Here is a 14,462-nt window from a genome sequence, read left to right as displayed (position 1 = left end):
ACAAGATGGCGAGTAGTTGGGCGGCGAGTAGTTGGGCGGCGAGTGGTTGGGCGGCGAGTGGCTGGGTCAACGGGTTCATAGGCGTGCTGATCTTCAGCGGTTCGCTTCCGGCGACGCGCGTGGCGGTGATGGATTTCGATCCGGTATTCGTAACGGTCGCCCGTGCGGCTTCGGCGGGCATCCTCGGCCTGGCGCTGCTGCTCGTTTTTCGTCAGAAGCGTCCGGAGCGGCGAGAACTGTTCCCGCTGGCGATCGTGGCGCTTGGCGTCGTGGTCGGCTTTCCCCTGCTGACGGCGCTGGCGCTCAAGCACATCACGTCGGCTCACTCCATCATTTTCGTCGGCCTGTTGCCGTTGGCGACCGCGATCTTCGGCGTGGTTCGAGGCGGCGATCGCCCGAAGCCGGCGTTCTGGCTGTTCTCGTGCCTCGGTAGCGCCCTTGTCGCCGGTTTTGCAGTCACGCAAGGCCTGTCGGTCTCGCCGCTCGGCGACATCTTGATGCTGGCCGCCATCATCGTGTGTGGATTGGGCTATGCCGAAGGAGCGGCGCTGTCGCGCAAACTCGGCGGTTGGCAGGTGATTTCGTGGGCGCTGGTGCTGTCGCTGCCCCTCATGCTGGCGCTGACGTTCATCACCATGCCGCCGTCGCTCGAAAGTGCCGGCAGGGGCGCATGGATTGGCCTGGCCTATGTTTCGCTGTTCAGCATGCTGATTGGTTTCGTGTTCTGGTATCGCGGCCTGGCGCAAGGCGGCATCGCCGCGGTCGGGCAGTTGCAACTGCTGCAGCCTTTCTTCGGCCTTGGGCTGGCAGCAGCGCTGCTGCATGAGCAGGTCAGTCCCGCCATGATCGTCGTCACCGCCGCCGTCGTGCTTTGCGTCGTCGGTGCCAAGAGATATGCGAGATAGATGCGCCGGCTGCCGGAGTTGCATGCGAACCGGGTGGAATCCTCAAGGATGCTTGGCAACGATATCAGTTCGCCCGGCAGTGGCGCGGGCTGAAAATACCGCAAGGATCAGCGCCATCAGCACCAGGCCCGTCGCCACCTGGAAGGTGACCTGCATCCCTCGTGCCGCTGCCGCAGGTGCCAACACTGCCAAGCCAGTGCCTTCCCCAGCCGATGCGAAGGCGAACACCGCGCCCATCACCGACGCACCGGTGATCAGGCCGAGATTGCGCGACAGATTGAGCAGGCCGGAGACGACGCCACGCTGGTCGGATGCGACGCCCGTCATCACGGCCGAATTGTTGGAGGTCTGAAACAGGCTGTAGCCGGTGCAGACGATGATGATTGGTACGGCATAGCCGGCAATACCGAATTCCGCCCGCGACAGAGCAAAGGTGCCAATAGCGAGATCGAACAGGCCGACGATCATGATCCGGTTCGCCCCGAAACGATCGACCAGGCGTCCGGCCGGCAGCGCCGCCAATGCGGTAATCAGAGGGCCGGTCGACAGAACCAGCCCGACCATGGCTGCGTTCAGCCCGAGCGCGCGCGACAGATAGAATGGTGCGACCACCAGCGTCGCCATCATCACCGTGGCGACGATCAGGTTCATGGCGAGGCTTGCGTTCAACGCCTGGTCGCGGAACCTCGCAGGTTGAATCAAAGGGTTCTGGACCCTTGTCTGCGCAACGACAAACAGCAGGCCAGCCACGGTTGCGGCAATCAGCAAGCCGACATTGAGAGAACCAAAACTGCCACGCCCAAGGGTCATGGCGAGCGCATAGGCGGCTAGCGTCAGCGCGAGCAAAGCCGTGCCGATCCCGTCGAAACCGCGCCGACCTGGCGTCTTTTTTCCGGCCGGCAGGAAGCGCCAGGCAAGCGCAAAGGCCAGCACCCCCAACGGCAGATTGATGAGGAAGATCGCGCGCCAGCCGAGGCCGGCAATCAACAGTCCGCCAAGGGAGGGGCCAAGCGTGGTGCCGATCGCCGACATGGCGCCGAGCAGGCCCATGGCGCTGCCGGTTTTATCCCGGGGAACTGCGTCGGCGACAAAGGCCAGCGTCAGAGCCATCATGACGGCCGCGCCGAGCCCCTGTGCCGCCCGTGCGGCAATCAGCAGCCAGAACGTCGGCGCGAGCCCGCAAAGCACCGATGCGAAGGTGAACAGGGCGATGCCGCCGAGCAATAGCGGGCGGCGACCGACTATATCGGCGAGGCGCCCGGTGCTGACAATCAAGGTGGTGATGGCGAGCAGATAGGCCAGGACGACCCATTGCACGAGCTGGAACGATGCGCCGAATGCCTGCATCAGCGATGGCAGCCCAACGCTGGCGATGCTGGTGGCGAGCGACGACAGCAGCGTTGAAAGCGACAGGCTTGCCAATGCCCATCGGGTCGAGCGTGCGCTCACCGGGGCAACTTCGGCCCAGGTCTTTTCAGCGGTCGATGCCAAGGTGAACTCCTTTGCCGGCAGCCCCCAATCGGAGCTGTCGGACGCTATTCCCTCGCATGATGTGGCGGAAGGCGCAGTATTTGCATCTTATTCGTGCATGAAACGCCACATCGCGGCCGAGCTGTGCTACGGTCCTTCCATGTCGTCGCCAGATCTCAATCTGCTTGTCGCCCTCGATGTGCTGCTGACCGAGGGCAGTGTGGCGCGCGCGGCCGGGCGGCTGCGCCTCAGTCCCTCGGCGATGAGCCGGACGTTGGCGCGGTTGCGCCAGGCGACAGGCGACCCATTGTTGGTCCGGGCCGGCCGTGGCCTGGTTGCGACGCCGCGCGCGCTCGAATTGCAGCAACAGGTAGGCCGAGTCGTTCAGGATGCGGAAGCGCTGCTGCGCCCGGCCAAGCTCCTCGACCTCTCTGCTCTCGACAAGGTCTTCACGCTGCGCGCCAACGAAAGTTTCGTCGAGGAGTTCGCACCGCGTCTTCTGACCCGTGTCGAAGCGGATGCACCTGGCGTGCGGCTGCGTTTTGCGCCGAAATCCGACAAGAACGACATCTCGTGGCGTGACGCGGCGGTTGATCTCGAAATCGGGGTTGCCAGTGAAACGAGCCCTGAAATGCGCATTCAGGCGCTGTTTCGCGACCGCTTCATCGGTGCGGTGCGAACGGGTCACAGGCTGGGCGAGGGCCCAATGACGCCGGAACGCTATGCGGCCGGCCGCCACATCAGCGTTTCGCGGCGCGGCCGCGAAAGGGGCCCGATCGACGAGGCCTTGAAGCGGCTGGGACTCGAACGGACGATCGTGTGCATGGTTTCCAGCTTCTCGGCCACGCTCGCCATGGCGCGCGCCTCCGATCTGATCGCCAGCGTCCCCGAACGGCACACGCTGGGCGCGCGCACGGGCATGTACAGCTTCCCGTTGCCGGTCGATATCGAGGAGGTCACCATTTCGATGCTGTGGCATCCGCGACTCGATGCCGATCCGGCACAAGGCTGGCTGCGAGCCTGCGTGCGGGAGGTCTGCGCGTCGTTTCGCTGATCCAGACTCGGGGCGTGATCTAGAATCTGGTCACCACGCCGATGCCTATGCCTTCGAAGCTGCCCATCGCCATCAATGCGGCCGGCGCCTCTTCGAGGCTGATTTTCTTGCCGACCAGCAGCTCGGGTTTCAGCTTGCCGGTGCGGATCATCTCCATCATCGCCTGGTAGCGGAAGGCCTGCATGCCGTGGCTACCGCGGATTTCGAGCTCGAATGCGATCACCTTGTCCATCGGTATCTGCGGCCTGGCATGGTCGCCGAGCATCAGGCCGACCTGCACGTGGCGGCCGCGGCGGCGCAGGTTTGCGATCGAGTTGAACGAGGTACTGGGGTGGCCGAGCGCGTCCATCGACATGTGCGCGCCGCCATTGGTGATCTGCTTGACCGCCTTGACCACGTTCGGCGTCTTTGCCGCGTTGATCGTCGCCACCGCGCCGATCTTTTTGGCAAAGTCCAGCTTCTCGTCCGTGAGGTCAATGGCGACGACATTGGCGCCCATGGCGCTGGCGATCATGATCGCCGACAGGCCGACGCCGCCGCAGCCGTGCACCGCCACCCATTCGCCGGGCGTCACCCGGCCCTGGTCGACGATGGCGCGGAACGAGGTGACGAACCGGCAGCCGAGGCTGGCGGCGGTGGCGAATTCCATCTCGTCGGGCAAGCGCACGAGATTGGTGTCGGCATGGTCGATGGCGACATATTCGGCGAACGAACCCCAGGCGCTGAAGCCGGGCTGGAACTGATGTTCGCACACCTGGTGGTTGCCCGAGGTGCATTCGAAGCAGCGGCCGCAGCCGACGGCAAACGGCACGGTGACGCGCTCGCCGTCCTTCCAGCGGGTCACCTGGTTGCCTGCGGAGACCACGACGCCGGCCAGTTCGTGGCCCGGCACATGCGGCAGGCGGATGCCGTCGTCGTGGCCCATCCAGCCATGCCAGTCGCTGCGGCAGAGGCCGGTCGCCTCGACCTTGATGACGACGCCTTCCGGCGAAGGCGTCGGATCCGGCACCGTCTGGATCGTCGGCGCCTCGCCGAATTTTTCGAAGACGACGGCTTTCATCGGCAGTTCCTCATCACTTCACGCAATTTGCGGCTATTCGGCATCGATCTGGTTCTCAGGCGCGGCCTTCTGGAACGCCGGCAGCGCCATGCAGGCGGCATTGATGCGCGAGATCGTCGGGTAGGGCGTCATGTCGACGCCGAAGCGGGCATTGCTGGTGACCTGTGCGACCAGGCAGATGTCGGCCAGCCCCGGCGTGTCGCCATGACAGAATGTCTTGGTCTCGGGCGAGGAAGCCAGAATCTTTTCAAGCGGCTGGAAGCCTTCGTTGACCCAGTGCCGGAACCAGTTGACGACATCCTGGTCGCCGGCGCCGAACAGTGTGCGCAGCGAGGTCAGCACGCGCAGATTGTTCACCGGATGGATGTCGCAGGCGATCATCTGCGCCAGCATCCTGACGCGGGCGCGGCCAGGCGCATCCTTGGGCAGCAGCGGTGGCTCAGGCGTGGTCTCGTCGAGATATTCGATGATCGCCAGCGATTGCGTCAGCAGCGTGCCATCGCCCAGGACCAGTGCCGGCACCAGCCCTTGCGGATTGACCGCGAGGTAGGCGGGTTCGAGATGCTCGCCGTGGCGCAAATGATGCGGCACGTAGTCGTAGGACAGGCCCTTCATCTCCAGCGCGATCCGCACCCGGTAAGAGGTCGAGGAGCGGTAATAGTTATGGAGGACGATGTCGCTCATCGGATCGGTTGGCCGATGGTCAGTTCGATTTCGCCGATGCCGTCGACGCCACCGGTGATCTTTTCGCCCGGCCCGACGGCGCCGACGCCAGCCGGTGTTCCGGTGAAGATCAGGTCGCCTGGCCGGAGTTCTACCGCCTCGCTGCAAATCGACACGATGTCGGGAACCGGCCAGATCAGTTCGGCAAGGTCGCCGTCCTGCCTGATCTCGCCGTCGACCGCGAGCCAGATGCAGCCCTTTTCGGGATGACCGGATTTTTGCGCCGGGACCAGCGGGCCGCAGGGCGCTGAACGGTCGAAGGCTTTCGACCAGTCCCACGGCCTTGCCGCCTTTTTCGCCTCGTCCTGAAGGTCGCGGCGGGTCAGGTCGACACCGACGCCGTAACCCCAGACATGGTCCAGTGCGCGCTCGCGCCGGATGCGGAAGCCGGCTCCGCCGATCGCGACGACCAGCTCGATTTCGTGATGCAGGTTTTGGGTCAGCGGCGGGTAGGGGATAATCGTACCCGAACCGACCGCCGCATCGACCACTGCGTCGCCTGGCTTGGTGAAGAAGAAGGGCGGGTCGCGCTCATCATTGCCGAGCTCGCGGGCATGAGCGGCGTAGTTGCGGCCGACGCAGAAGATCCGGCGCACCGCAAAACGCTCCGGCGAGCCGGCCACGGCCACCGACGGGGTTGCGGGCAGGGGAAGGACGAAGCCGGTCATGCACTGTCTCTGTTTCAGTGGATATGTCGCCGGCACATTCGACCGATTTGGCCGGTCGGGCAAGGCATTGCATCGCGCAAAGGCTAGGCCTGCCGCACGGTGCCGCGGAAATCGCCGGTACATTTTGCTCTGCCGGCCAGATGGCAATGTACCATTTGGGAATAAGCCGGCCACGGCGCGAAGCGCCTGCCGCCAACGCCTGAGACTGTCGACCGTTGGTTTCGGGGAACGGACGTAACAGCCCCATTCGGTCCGTCCTGTGCTTCGGGCGTGTCGTTATCTCGCACTTGCACAAAGTTCTGGTGCGCTGCAATATAGCTGGAGGAATGCGGCCTCCAGCCCGCCTTTCGCAGGTTCAATGAAGGGACCGGCATGACGGACATCTCCGCGACGCGTCTTGTCGTGTCCAGGCCTGTCGCCGATAGCTCGGCAAGAACCAGGCTTGCCTATCTCGACGGCTGGCGCGGCCTGTCGATCGCGCTGGTGCTGATCGGCCATTTCTTCCCCGTTCCCGGCATCAATCTCGGCGTCCTGGGCGTCGAATTCTTCTTCGTGCTCAGCGGCCGGCTGATGGCCGAGATCCTGTTTGTCGAATACTATCCGCTGAAGAAATTCTTCAAGCGCCGGTTCTCCCGCATCTACCCGGCACTGCTGATTTTTGTCGTCGCCGCGATGGTTGCCTTGTCCGGCACATTCATCGCCTTCAAATGGAAGGCGGCGCTGACGGCGCTGACGTTCACCTACAACTATGCCGGAATTCTCGTCACCCGCGCCGGCGCGCTCGACCATATCTGGTCGCTGTGCGTCGAAGAGCACGCCTATATCATCTTGGCGCTGATCAGCGTCGTCGTCTCGGGGCGGTCCCGGGTCATCATGTTGCTCGGCGCATTGTCGGTGCTGGCCATGGCAAACGGCGCCATCTCCTACCGGGTGCTCGCAATAGGCTACGAGGGCACCTATTGGCGCACCGACGTGCACATCGCCTCGATCCTGCTGTCAGCGGTGATATGCCTGCTCAAGGCCGACGACAGGCTGCCGGCGCTGCTCAAGGGCCCGCATGTCGCCTTGGCGGCCGCTGTCGTGGCGATGCTAGTGTTCATGGCTGCCGTGCCTACCCCGATCCACTATCTGGTCGCGGTGCCGCTGCTGGCGCTCGCCGTCAATTTGCTCGACTTCAGCAGCCGGTATCTGACCGGGTTTCTATCGTCCCTGCCGATGACGATGCTGGGGCTGTGGTCGTATTCGCTCTATCTTTGGCAGCAGCCCTTTTATCAATTCGTCGACATAAAAGGCAGTTCGCCGTGGTTGATGCTTGCGGCGGCGTTCGCTTGCGCGCTGTGCAGCTACTACATCATCGAAAAGCCGGCCCGCTCCTGGCTGAACCGCAATTGGTAGGGCGAACGGCGCCCGCCGTTCAGCCGGCGATCCGTCTTGCATAATACCGCACGGCTTTCCTGCCGCCGTGGATCACCGCGTCGCCCACTTCCGCAAAGCCGAGTGCGGCATGGAAGGCGTCCGAAGCCGGATTGGGTGGCTCGGCATTGACTTCGCAGGTGACGATCGCCTGGCCCGCGCGTGACGCCTGCTCGAACAGATCCTCATACAGCCGGCGGGCATGGCCGCGCCCGCGCGCTGCGGCGGCGACCACGACGCGATCGACATAGACGAACCGCGGGAAGCGCTGGCGAAACCACAGGAAGTTCGGGCTGTCGTAGCTCGCGTGCTGGTCGAAGGTCATGATGAAGGCTTCGAGCGCACCGATACGGCGCGCGTAAAACGCTTCGCCGAGCAGGAAGGACAGGCTCTCAGGTTCGAGCCATGATAATTCCGCAGCGTGCTCGTTGTTGAGCGCGAGGATGGCGGGCTCATCCTGCGGCGAAACCCGTTCGATCGGCAAACGCATTTCGATCATGTTTTTGTTCGATCTTCCAGGATCATGTCCGGGCAGCGGCGATGGTCGCCGCCACCAGCGCCTCGTCGGTCACGGTGTTGCGGTATTCGCGGTCGAGGTCGGTGCCGCCCATGCCGACCCTTGGGTTGCGGTAACGCATGGCGCTCGGCACGTCCTTGAGCGCGGCGAAGTGCATTTCGCTCAACCCGGTTTTCCTCCGCACCTTGCCGATGTTCTCGGGATCAAGCCCGCCGCAGCCGAGGATGATGATGCGGTCGCCGGCCTGCCTGACAAGATCGGCGAGCAGGTCAGCGCCCTCCAGTGCCGTGTCGCGCTGGCCGCTGGTCAGCACGCGGCCGACCTTGCAGCGGATCAGCGTCTCCAGCGCCTCGGTCGGGTCGCGGGTCATGTCGAAGGCGCGGTGGCAGGTGACGTTCAAGCTCCCCGCTGCCTGCGCCAGTTCGCTCATGCGCTGCTCATCGATCGTGCCGTCGGCATTAAGGCAGCCGATAACGACACCGGCGACGCCGAGCTCGGCAAGCGCACGGACATCGGCGAGCATCGAACGATATTCGGCTTCGCTATAGAGAAAATCGCCGCCGCGCGGCCGCACGATGACGTGGAACGGGATCGTCGCCAGCTCGAGCGCGGCGCGCACCGTGCCGAAGCTCGGCGTGATGCCGCCCTCGATCAGGCTGGCACAGAGCTCGACACGGTCGGCGCCTGCGGCTTGCGCGGCCAGCAGGCCGTCTATGCCTTCGACGCAGATCTCGATCAGCGGGAGGCGAGGGCGTTCGGTCTCGGTCATGGGCGATCCGTCGATGATTTCAGCTGGCCAGCGGTAGCATCGGGCATGGTGCGATGAAAGCCGGAAGTGTTGGCTCAACACGCGACAGGGCGGCCGGCGGTGCTCCAATTTTGCCGCTTGACACATCCATAACCGTTCAGCTATATGTCGATTCATAGCTAGCGAGTTATTGATTGATTAACAGCGCAGCCGACCGAAAGCTAAATGTGCGGCCGGCAAAAACACGCCTAAGGAGACCACCATGCAAGCACGGTTGAAAAACCCGGTGATGCTCATTCCCGGCGCCTTGCAGGCACTGCTCGCGCTGGACAAGTCGACGGAGACGGCCGACCTGTCCTATGTGACGCGCAAGCTCGTCCATTTACGCGCCAGCCAGATCAACGGATGCAGCCTCTGCGTCGATATGCATGCGCGCGAATTGAAGAAGGCCGGCGAAAAGGACGAGCGCATCTTTGCCGTGTCCGCATGGCGGGAGACACCCTACTTCACCGACGCCGAACGCGCGGCGCTGGCACTGACCGAGACGGCAACCCGGTTGGCCGACCGGCCAGACGCGGTAACGGATGCGGTCTGGGATGAAGCCGCCCGGCACTATGACGAAAAGGCGCTTGCCGCCCTGGTCGTCCAGATTGCCCTGATCAACGCATTCAACCGGCTCAACGCAACCACCAGGCAGATGGTCGGCGCCTGGGGCTGAACGGGACTCGCTTTTCGCAACGGCACGTCAGATCCGCAACTCGTGAGCGTTCGCGCGCACGAAGTCGATGAAGGCCCGCAGCTTCGGCGGTACCAGGCGGCGGCTGGGATAATAGAGGTGAAGCGGCTCGTAAGCGGGACAGAAAGGCTCCAGCACCTTGACCAGCGCGCCTGAGGCGAGAAGCGGCGCGGCGAGGCCCTCGACGGCGAAGGCGAGGCCAAGCCCTTGCGCGGCGGCGGTAATGCACAGCGGAAGCGTGTTCACGACCAGACATGCGTCCGGCGTGAATGCGACTTCGCGTCCCTCCACGATGAACTCCCAGGGTGAAATCGTGCGGGTGCGGGTGAGGGCGAATGCGATGCAGCGATGGGCGGCGAGGTCTGCCGGCCGTTTCGGTGTGCCGTTGCGCGCCAGATAATCGGGGCTGCCCACCACGACCATCTGCAGGGGCCCGCCCAGGCGCGCGCCGATCATATCTCTCTCGAGAAGCTCGCCGATGCGCAGGCCGGCATCGAAGCCGTCGGCGGCGATGTCGACGAAGCTGTCGTCGAAGATCAGACTAAGCCGCACTTCGGGATAAGCATCCATGAACGGCCGCATCAATGGCTCTATCAGCAGCGGCGCGGCGATCCAGGGCAAGCTGAGGCGCAGCGTGCCGGCGGGACGGTCGCGGCTCTCGCGCAGAGCCGCACCAGCCGCCCAGATGTCTTCGGCTGCCGGGCGCACGTGGTCGAGGTAGTGGGCGCCAGCCTCGGTCAAGCCAACGCTGCGGGTCGTGCGGTTGAGCAGCCGCACCCCCAGACGCTCCTCGAGCCCCTTGACCGCCTCACTCAACGAGGCCGGAGCGACGCCGAGCTCGGCGGCGGCGCGGGTGAAGCTCCTGGCCTCGGCGACTTTCACGAAGGCGACGATGCCGCTGAATTGGTCGAGGCGCATTGTAAGGATTTTCCAAATAGCCCTGTCGAATTCTACTGGTTTTTCCGGCGAACAAAAGGCGTCATGTTGGGTCCGACGAACGGGCCTCGGGAACGGCTCGAAAAGACAAGGAAACAGGATCGATGACCAGGCTTGCTTTACTCGCCGCCGGCACTCTTCTGGCGGTGTCTGCCGCCCCGGCGCACAGCGGGTCACTGGAAGACCGCAATATCCAGCTCATCAAAGACTATTACGCAGCTTACGCGACCGGCAATACCGAGGCCGTGCGGCCCTTCCTCGCGCCCGACATCGTGTGGCGCATTCCCGGTCATCATCCGCTCGCCGGCGACAAGCGCGGGCCGGACGAGGTGGTCGCCTTCTTCCGCGGCCTGGCCGATGGCAAGTTCAAGGCCGGGCCGATCTTCTTCCAGGCGCAAGGCGACCTCGTCGTCGACGTCCATCGCGGCTGGTCGAATGTCGGCTCAGGTCCGGAGATCGACCAGCTCTACGCGCTGATGTTTCGCATCCAGGACGGCAAGATCGCCGAGGCACAGAATTTTTTGACCGACATGTACCAGTCGGACGCTTTCTACTGGGCGCATTACCCGCTGAAGCCGCTGCCCGGCCGACTGGCTGGCGAGCGCTGAGACGGCGGTCTTTCTCGCAACGCGCCGCGCTTCTCATTCCAAGCCAAAGGAGACTTGCTATGCTTAAAACCCTGACACTTGTCGTAGCAACCACCGCCGCGCTCGCCGCCTCCAATGCCGTCGCCGTACCGCGCGTCGAGCGCGTCGCTTTTGCCTCGTACGGTGAGCAGATCATCGGCGAGCTCTATCTGCCGGAGGATATGGACGCGGCGAAACCTCGGCCGGCGCTGGTCGTGACCGGCGCCTGGATGACGGTGAAGGAACAGATGCCGGCCCGCTACGCCCGCGAGATGGCCGATCGTGGCTTCGTCGCCTTGACCTTCGATTTTCGTGGGTGGGGCGAAAGCGGCGGCATACGCCGCCAGTACGAGGATCCTAACGCCAAGATCGCCGACATCGAAGCGGCGGTCGCCTATCTCTCGCGCCGGCCCGAAGCCGATCAGGACCGCATCGGCGGGCTCGGCATTTGCGCCAGCTCCGGCTATATGGTCACCGCCGCCGCCGAAAACGCCGCGATCAAATCGGTCGCCCTCGTTGCGCCCTGGTTGCAGGATGCCGAAGTGGTCGAGCAGGCCTATGGCGGCCGGAATGGCGTCGTCAGGCTTGAGGCCGTGGGCGATGCGGCCGAGGCTGAGTATCGCCGCACCGGCAAGCAAGCGTTCTTGCCGGCCGCCAGCCTGACCGACGAGCGCGCGATCATGTTCAAGGTGCCCTATTACACCGAACCCGATCGCGGCATGCTCCCGGCCTGGCGCAACGAGGCCGATCCGGCGTTCTGGCGCGGCTGGCTGAGGTTCGACGCTATCCAGGCTGCTCCGCGCCTGCACCAGCCCTTTCTGATGGTGCACAGCGAGGCGGCTGCCATTCCGAAGGGGGCGCACAAATTCTACACGCGGCTGACCAGCTCCAGGCGGGAGCTGTGGCTCGACAATGTCACCCAATTCGATTTCTACGATCGTGCCGCGCCGGTGAAGGCCGCAAGCGATGCCGTCGCCGCGCACTTCCGCGCGACGCTGGGCAGTGCGGGGGAGGCGGGACAATGAGCCTCGTCACCCGCCGGCATGTCCTGGCCTCGGCGGTTTCCGCCGCGATGGTTTCCGCCGTCTCGGCGCCCGCCTCGAGCGCTCCGGGAGATGCGCTGACAGTCGAAGACAGGATCGCAATCGCTGAGGCAGTGGCCGGGATCGGCCTCTATGCCGATCTGCGTGAATGGAACCGGGTCAGATCCTATCTCGCGGCCCGTGTCACGACCGACTATACCAGCCTCTTCGGCGGCGAGGTCACGACCAGCGGCCGCGACGCGCTGATCGCCCAATGGCAAGCGCTGCTGCCGGGCTTCGACGCCACCCAGCACCTCATCACCAACATCATTGTAGAAGGCGGGGATAACGGTGCGGTTGCGCGCAGCCATATCCGCGCAACCCACTGGATCGGCGGTCGGTTCTGGACGGTCGGTGGCAGCTATCTCCACCGGCTGGTGCGGACGCCGGAAGGCTGGCGCGTCAAGGCAATCTCCATCCGCCGCTTGTACGAAGAGGGGGATCGCGCCGTGCTGGCCGCCGCTGCCGGCCGGGTAAAGGCGGAGGCCAAATGAGTGTTCGGGTTTGCGCATGCCCAATCGCGCGGCGAGGTTGCTCGGAGCATCGGCAACGTGAATATTGATCGAAATGTCGGGGCAGGCTTGGCGCATGCGGCATTAGTGCCGCCAACCGCGGAGACAGGACATGACCCTTTCATTGCAGGAGGTTTCCGATAGGCTTGAGATCGAACAACTGCTTGTTCGCTATTGCTATGCGGTGGACGATCGCGACTGGGAAGCCTATTGCAAAATATTCACACCCGATGCCGTGCTTGACGACACTGTAACAGGTGGAATCAGGAGCGGTGTGGATGAGCATGTTGCTTACATGAAAGGCGCCCTTTCGAAGATATTGATCTCGCAGCACGCCATTTCGACAATCCTTCTGGATCTCCGAGGGGATGAGGCCAGCGTGCGCGCGCATTGTTCATGCCCGATGGTGGTAGACCTCGGCGAAGGCAAAAGGCAGGTCTTCTTCCAGGGGCTTTGGTATCGAGACCGCGTCGTACGCACGTCCGAGGGCTGGCGCATAAGTGAACTTGTCGAGGAAGGCTATTGGAATCACAATTTGCCGGAGGGGTTCGCGTTCTGACGCCTGTTACGCGCTGTGCTGGATCCGCCCCGGACGCCGTTTTCAGACGTGGCAGCTACTGGCGCAACACCGTGTTCTTGGTGCCTTCTTCGACCTGGTCGATGACCAGCAGCTTGACCGGATCGGCGCCGACATTGGTCGCCTGATGCCACTGCCCGATCATCTCGATGATGAAATCACCTGTTTGATAGGTGTTGCTCTTGCCGGTCTCGACATTGGTGACCTGAAGCGTGCCGGCCTCGACATATGCATAGCGCGGAAACGGATGCTTGTGGACCGGCAAGGTCGCGCCCGGCGCGATCTGATAGGCCGAGACCAGGACCTGTACGTTCTTCTGCGGCAGCGTGATCGGCTGGCCGGACGCGGTCTCGGTGCGAGAGGCAAGCGGGGTCACGACAACCGGCGTGCCGCTGGCATCGAGCGCCTGGGCGTTGTTTGCAAACAGTGCAGCCGCGAGCAGCAGCGTCGATACCAAGATTTTTCGCATGATTCCCCCCGAGCTGCGCCAGCATTGCGCAGCAAGCTTTGAGGCACAAGCTTGTCTGTTCAGGAGCGCCTTATCCCGCTCTTCTGAACATGCCCGGCGTCATGCCATGCATGGCCCGGAATGTACGGGAAAAATGGCTCTGGTCGGCGAAACCCGCCGTAATAGCGGCGTCGGCGAGGCCAAATCCCTGTTCGATCAGCGCGCTCGCCCGGCGCAATCGCCGGTCGCGGATATAGGCCGCCGGCGTCAGGCCAATTACCTTGTTGAAGTCGCGGATGACCTGGAACCGGGTCACGCCAGCCGCGCCGGCAAGCCGCTTGAGGTCGACCTGCGAGCCAAGCTCGCTTTCGACAAGATCGCGGTAGAGGGAAAATCTTCGCTGCGATCCGGAGCTTTCGATCTCTTCGGCCTGTCCGCTCGAGTCGCCATGCCGAACGATCAGCCGTCGCAGCGCCACGAGCAGGGACGTCTCGGCCGTCATTGTGTCCGGGGATGTCGAGCCCTGGTGTGCTGCCATCAATGCTGCGGCGAGACTGCTGTCTTCGATAGTCGCGCGCGAAAATACTGGAGCGCCGTCGCGGCCGAGTTCGCGGGTAAGCGCGGTCATCATCGGCACCGAAGGATAAAACGTCCGGTAGGCCCAGCCTTCATCCGCCCCGCGTTCGCCGTCATGCCACTCCTCGGGATTGACGACGGCAATGGTGCCTGCCGGAGCGAGAACGCTTTTGCGGCCGATGCGAATGCGCTCGCAGCCAGAGGTGATCAGGGCGATCACATAGGTCGGGTGCGTGTGCAAGTCATAGCGGTGCCGGGTGAAGCGCGCCTCGAACAGGCCCAGGTCGGGGAAGCACGGATGGCGCCAGTATTTCCCGGTCTCTGCCGCTTCGTTTGTCCTTGCCATGGTCAATCCGGTTCAAGACGCCTCTCGCCGGGCCTTCTATGGCAGGCAAACCAAGCCGCTTTTTG

17 protein-coding genes are annotated in these 14,462 nt (G+C 63.9%); 8 read left to right on the top strand and 9 right to left on the bottom strand.

The window, feature by feature from the left end; all coding sequences use genetic code 11:
• Positions 1–5: 5 nt before the first annotated feature.
• On the top strand, positions 6–905 hold the full coding sequence (locus NKI97_RS18560; RefSeq protein WP_352451990.1) for a DMT family transporter: 900 nt from the start codon (positions 6–8) through the stop codon (positions 903–905).
• Positions 906–947: 42 nt separating this feature from the next.
• Here the strand turns inward: NKI97_RS18560 and NKI97_RS18555 are convergent, their stop codons facing one another.
• On the bottom strand, positions 948–2,396 hold the full coding sequence (locus tag NKI97_RS18555; protein WP_502901440.1) for an MFS transporter: 1,449 nt from the start codon (positions 2,394–2,396) through the stop codon (positions 948–950).
• A 139-nt stretch (positions 2,397–2,535) separates the two neighbouring features.
• Here NKI97_RS18555 and NKI97_RS18550 point away from each other — a divergent pair, with 139 nt between their 5' ends.
• Positions 2,536–3,429, top strand: a complete 894-nt coding sequence (locus NKI97_RS18550; RefSeq protein ID WP_352835802.1) for a LysR family transcriptional regulator — start codon at positions 2,536–2,538, stop codon at positions 3,427–3,429.
• A 19-nt stretch (positions 3,430–3,448) separates the two neighbouring features.
• On the opposite strand, the gene NKI97_RS18545 is transcribed toward NKI97_RS18550, so the two are convergent.
• From NKI97_RS18545 to NKI97_RS18535, 3 genes are read right to left on the bottom strand one after another with little or no spacing between them, the layout of a single operon-like run.
• Complete coding sequence (locus NKI97_RS18545) at positions 3,449–4,489, bottom strand: zinc-dependent alcohol dehydrogenase family protein (protein WP_352451941.1); 1,041 nt, start codon at positions 4,487–4,489, stop codon at positions 3,449–3,451.
• Positions 4,490–4,522: 33 nt separating this feature from the next.
• Positions 4,523–5,173, bottom strand: coding sequence for a maleylacetoacetate isomerase (gene maiA, locus NKI97_RS18540; protein WP_352451940.1), 651 nt, complete (start codon positions 5,171–5,173; stop codon positions 4,523–4,525).
• Positions 5,170–5,880, bottom strand: a complete 711-nt coding sequence (locus NKI97_RS18535; protein WP_352451939.1) for a fumarylacetoacetate hydrolase family protein — start codon at positions 5,878–5,880, stop codon at positions 5,170–5,172. The genes maiA and NKI97_RS18535 overlap by 4 nt, the downstream gene beginning before the upstream one ends.
• Before the next feature lie 372 nt (positions 5,881–6,252).
• On the opposite strand from NKI97_RS18535, the gene NKI97_RS18530 reads away from it, so the two are divergent.
• A complete protein-coding gene (locus NKI97_RS18530) occupies positions 6,253–7,275 on the top strand; it encodes an acyltransferase family protein (protein WP_352451938.1) in 1,023 nt (340 codons plus the stop codon).
• Between the two features lie 19 nt (positions 7,276–7,294).
• On the opposite strand, the gene NKI97_RS18525 is transcribed toward NKI97_RS18530, so the two are convergent.
• A complete protein-coding gene (locus tag NKI97_RS18525) occupies positions 7,295–7,783 on the bottom strand; it encodes a GNAT family N-acetyltransferase (RefSeq protein ID WP_352451987.1) in 489 nt (162 codons plus the stop codon).
• 31 nt (positions 7,784–7,814) lie between these two features.
• Entirely contained in the window at positions 7,815–8,579 is a 765-nt protein-coding gene (locus NKI97_RS18520) for a copper homeostasis protein CutC (protein ID WP_352451937.1), read from the bottom strand.
• Between the two features lie 241 nt (positions 8,580–8,820).
• Here NKI97_RS18520 and NKI97_RS18515 point away from each other — a divergent pair, with 241 nt between their 5' ends.
• A complete protein-coding gene (locus NKI97_RS18515; protein WP_352451936.1) occupies positions 8,821–9,276 on the top strand; it encodes a carboxymuconolactone decarboxylase family protein in 456 nt (151 codons plus the stop codon).
• A gap of 27 nt (positions 9,277–9,303) precedes the next feature.
• Here NKI97_RS18515 and NKI97_RS18510 read toward each other — a convergent pair whose 3' ends face one another.
• Entirely contained in the window at positions 9,304–10,212 is a 909-nt protein-coding gene (locus NKI97_RS18510; protein WP_352451935.1) for a LysR family transcriptional regulator, read from the bottom strand.
• A 122-nt stretch (positions 10,213–10,334) separates the two neighbouring features.
• Here NKI97_RS18510 and NKI97_RS18505 point away from each other — a divergent pair, with 122 nt between their 5' ends.
• The 4 genes from NKI97_RS18505 to NKI97_RS18490 all read left to right on the top strand — a co-directional run bounded on the left by NKI97_RS18505 (position 10,335) and on the right by NKI97_RS18490 (position 13,009).
• Positions 10,335–10,838: a nuclear transport factor 2 family protein gene (locus NKI97_RS18505; protein WP_352451934.1), complete on the top strand. Its 504-nt coding sequence runs from the start codon at positions 10,335–10,337 to the stop codon at positions 10,836–10,838.
• A 59-nt stretch (positions 10,839–10,897) separates the two neighbouring features.
• The gene (locus tag NKI97_RS18500; protein ID WP_352451933.1) at positions 10,898–11,881 is read left to right on the top strand and encodes an alpha/beta hydrolase; all 984 of its coding nucleotides are present in this window, start codon (positions 10,898–10,900) and stop codon (positions 11,879–11,881) included.
• Positions 11,878–12,432 (top strand): nuclear transport factor 2 family protein, encoded by a 555-nt coding sequence (locus NKI97_RS18495; RefSeq protein WP_352451932.1) that lies wholly within the window; start codon positions 11,878–11,880, stop codon positions 12,430–12,432. The genes NKI97_RS18500 and NKI97_RS18495 overlap by 4 nt, the downstream gene beginning before the upstream one ends.
• 130 nt (positions 12,433–12,562) lie before the next feature.
• Complete coding sequence (locus tag NKI97_RS18490) at positions 12,563–13,009, top strand: nuclear transport factor 2 family protein (RefSeq protein ID WP_352835744.1); 447 nt, start codon at positions 12,563–12,565, stop codon at positions 13,007–13,009.
• Positions 13,010–13,064: 55 nt separating this feature from the next.
• Here NKI97_RS18490 and NKI97_RS18485 read toward each other — a convergent pair whose 3' ends face one another.
• Complete coding sequence (locus NKI97_RS18485) at positions 13,065–13,496, bottom strand: cupin domain-containing protein (protein ID WP_352451930.1); 432 nt, start codon at positions 13,494–13,496, stop codon at positions 13,065–13,067.
• 70 nt (positions 13,497–13,566) lie between these two features.
• Positions 13,567–14,397 (bottom strand): AraC family transcriptional regulator, encoded by an 831-nt coding sequence (locus NKI97_RS18480; protein WP_352451929.1) that lies wholly within the window; start codon positions 14,395–14,397, stop codon positions 13,567–13,569.
• Positions 14,398–14,462: the final 65 nt, after the last annotated feature.

This window comes from Mesorhizobium sp. M0296, assembly GCF_040321675.1.
Lineage (GTDB): Bacteria > Pseudomonadota > Alphaproteobacteria > Rhizobiales > Rhizobiaceae > Mesorhizobium.
The sequence above is the reverse complement of the archived record's forward strand: the minus strand, read 5'-3'. Positions and strand labels throughout refer to the sequence as shown.

Coding starts and splice junctions, on each gene's coding strand:
- NKI97_RS18560 (WP_352451990.1), top strand. CDS start 6: ATGGCGAGTAGTTGGGCGGCGAGTAGTTGGGCGGCGAGTGGTTGGGCG.
- NKI97_RS18550 (WP_352835802.1), top strand. CDS start 2,536: ATGTCGTCGCCAGATCTCAATCTGCTTGTCGCCCTCGATGTGCTGCTG.
- NKI97_RS18545 (WP_352451941.1), bottom strand. CDS start 4,489: ATGAAAGCCGTCGTCTTCGAAAAATTCGGCGAGGCGCCGACGATCCAG.
- maiA (WP_352451940.1), bottom strand. CDS start 5,173: ATGAGCGACATCGTCCTCCATAACTATTACCGCTCCTCGACCTCTTAC.
- NKI97_RS18535 (WP_352451939.1), bottom strand. CDS start 5,880: ATGACCGGCTTCGTCCTTCCCCTGCCCGCAACCCCGTCGGTGGCCGTG.
- NKI97_RS18530 (WP_352451938.1), top strand. CDS start 6,253: ATGACGGACATCTCCGCGACGCGTCTTGTCGTGTCCAGGCCTGTCGCC.
- NKI97_RS18525 (WP_352451987.1), bottom strand. CDS start 7,783: ATGCGTTTGCCGATCGAACGGGTTTCGCCGCAGGATGAGCCCGCCATC.
- NKI97_RS18520 (WP_352451937.1), bottom strand. CDS start 8,579: ATGACCGAGACCGAACGCCCTCGCCTCCCGCTGATCGAGATCTGCGTC.
- NKI97_RS18515 (WP_352451936.1), top strand. CDS start 8,821: ATGCAAGCACGGTTGAAAAACCCGGTGATGCTCATTCCCGGCGCCTTG.
- NKI97_RS18510 (WP_352451935.1), bottom strand. CDS start 10,212: ATGCGCCTCGACCAATTCAGCGGCATCGTCGCCTTCGTGAAAGTCGCC.
- NKI97_RS18505 (WP_352451934.1), top strand. CDS start 10,335: ATGACCAGGCTTGCTTTACTCGCCGCCGGCACTCTTCTGGCGGTGTCT.
- NKI97_RS18500 (WP_352451933.1), top strand. CDS start 10,898: ATGCTTAAAACCCTGACACTTGTCGTAGCAACCACCGCCGCGCTCGCC.
- NKI97_RS18495 (WP_352451932.1), top strand. CDS start 11,878: ATGAGCCTCGTCACCCGCCGGCATGTCCTGGCCTCGGCGGTTTCCGCC.
- NKI97_RS18490 (WP_352835744.1), top strand. CDS start 12,563: ATGACCCTTTCATTGCAGGAGGTTTCCGATAGGCTTGAGATCGAACAA.
- NKI97_RS18485 (WP_352451930.1), bottom strand. CDS start 13,496: ATGCGAAAAATCTTGGTATCGACGCTGCTGCTCGCGGCTGCACTGTTT.
- NKI97_RS18480 (WP_352451929.1), bottom strand. CDS start 14,397: ATGGCAAGGACAAACGAAGCGGCAGAGACCGGGAAATACTGGCGCCAT.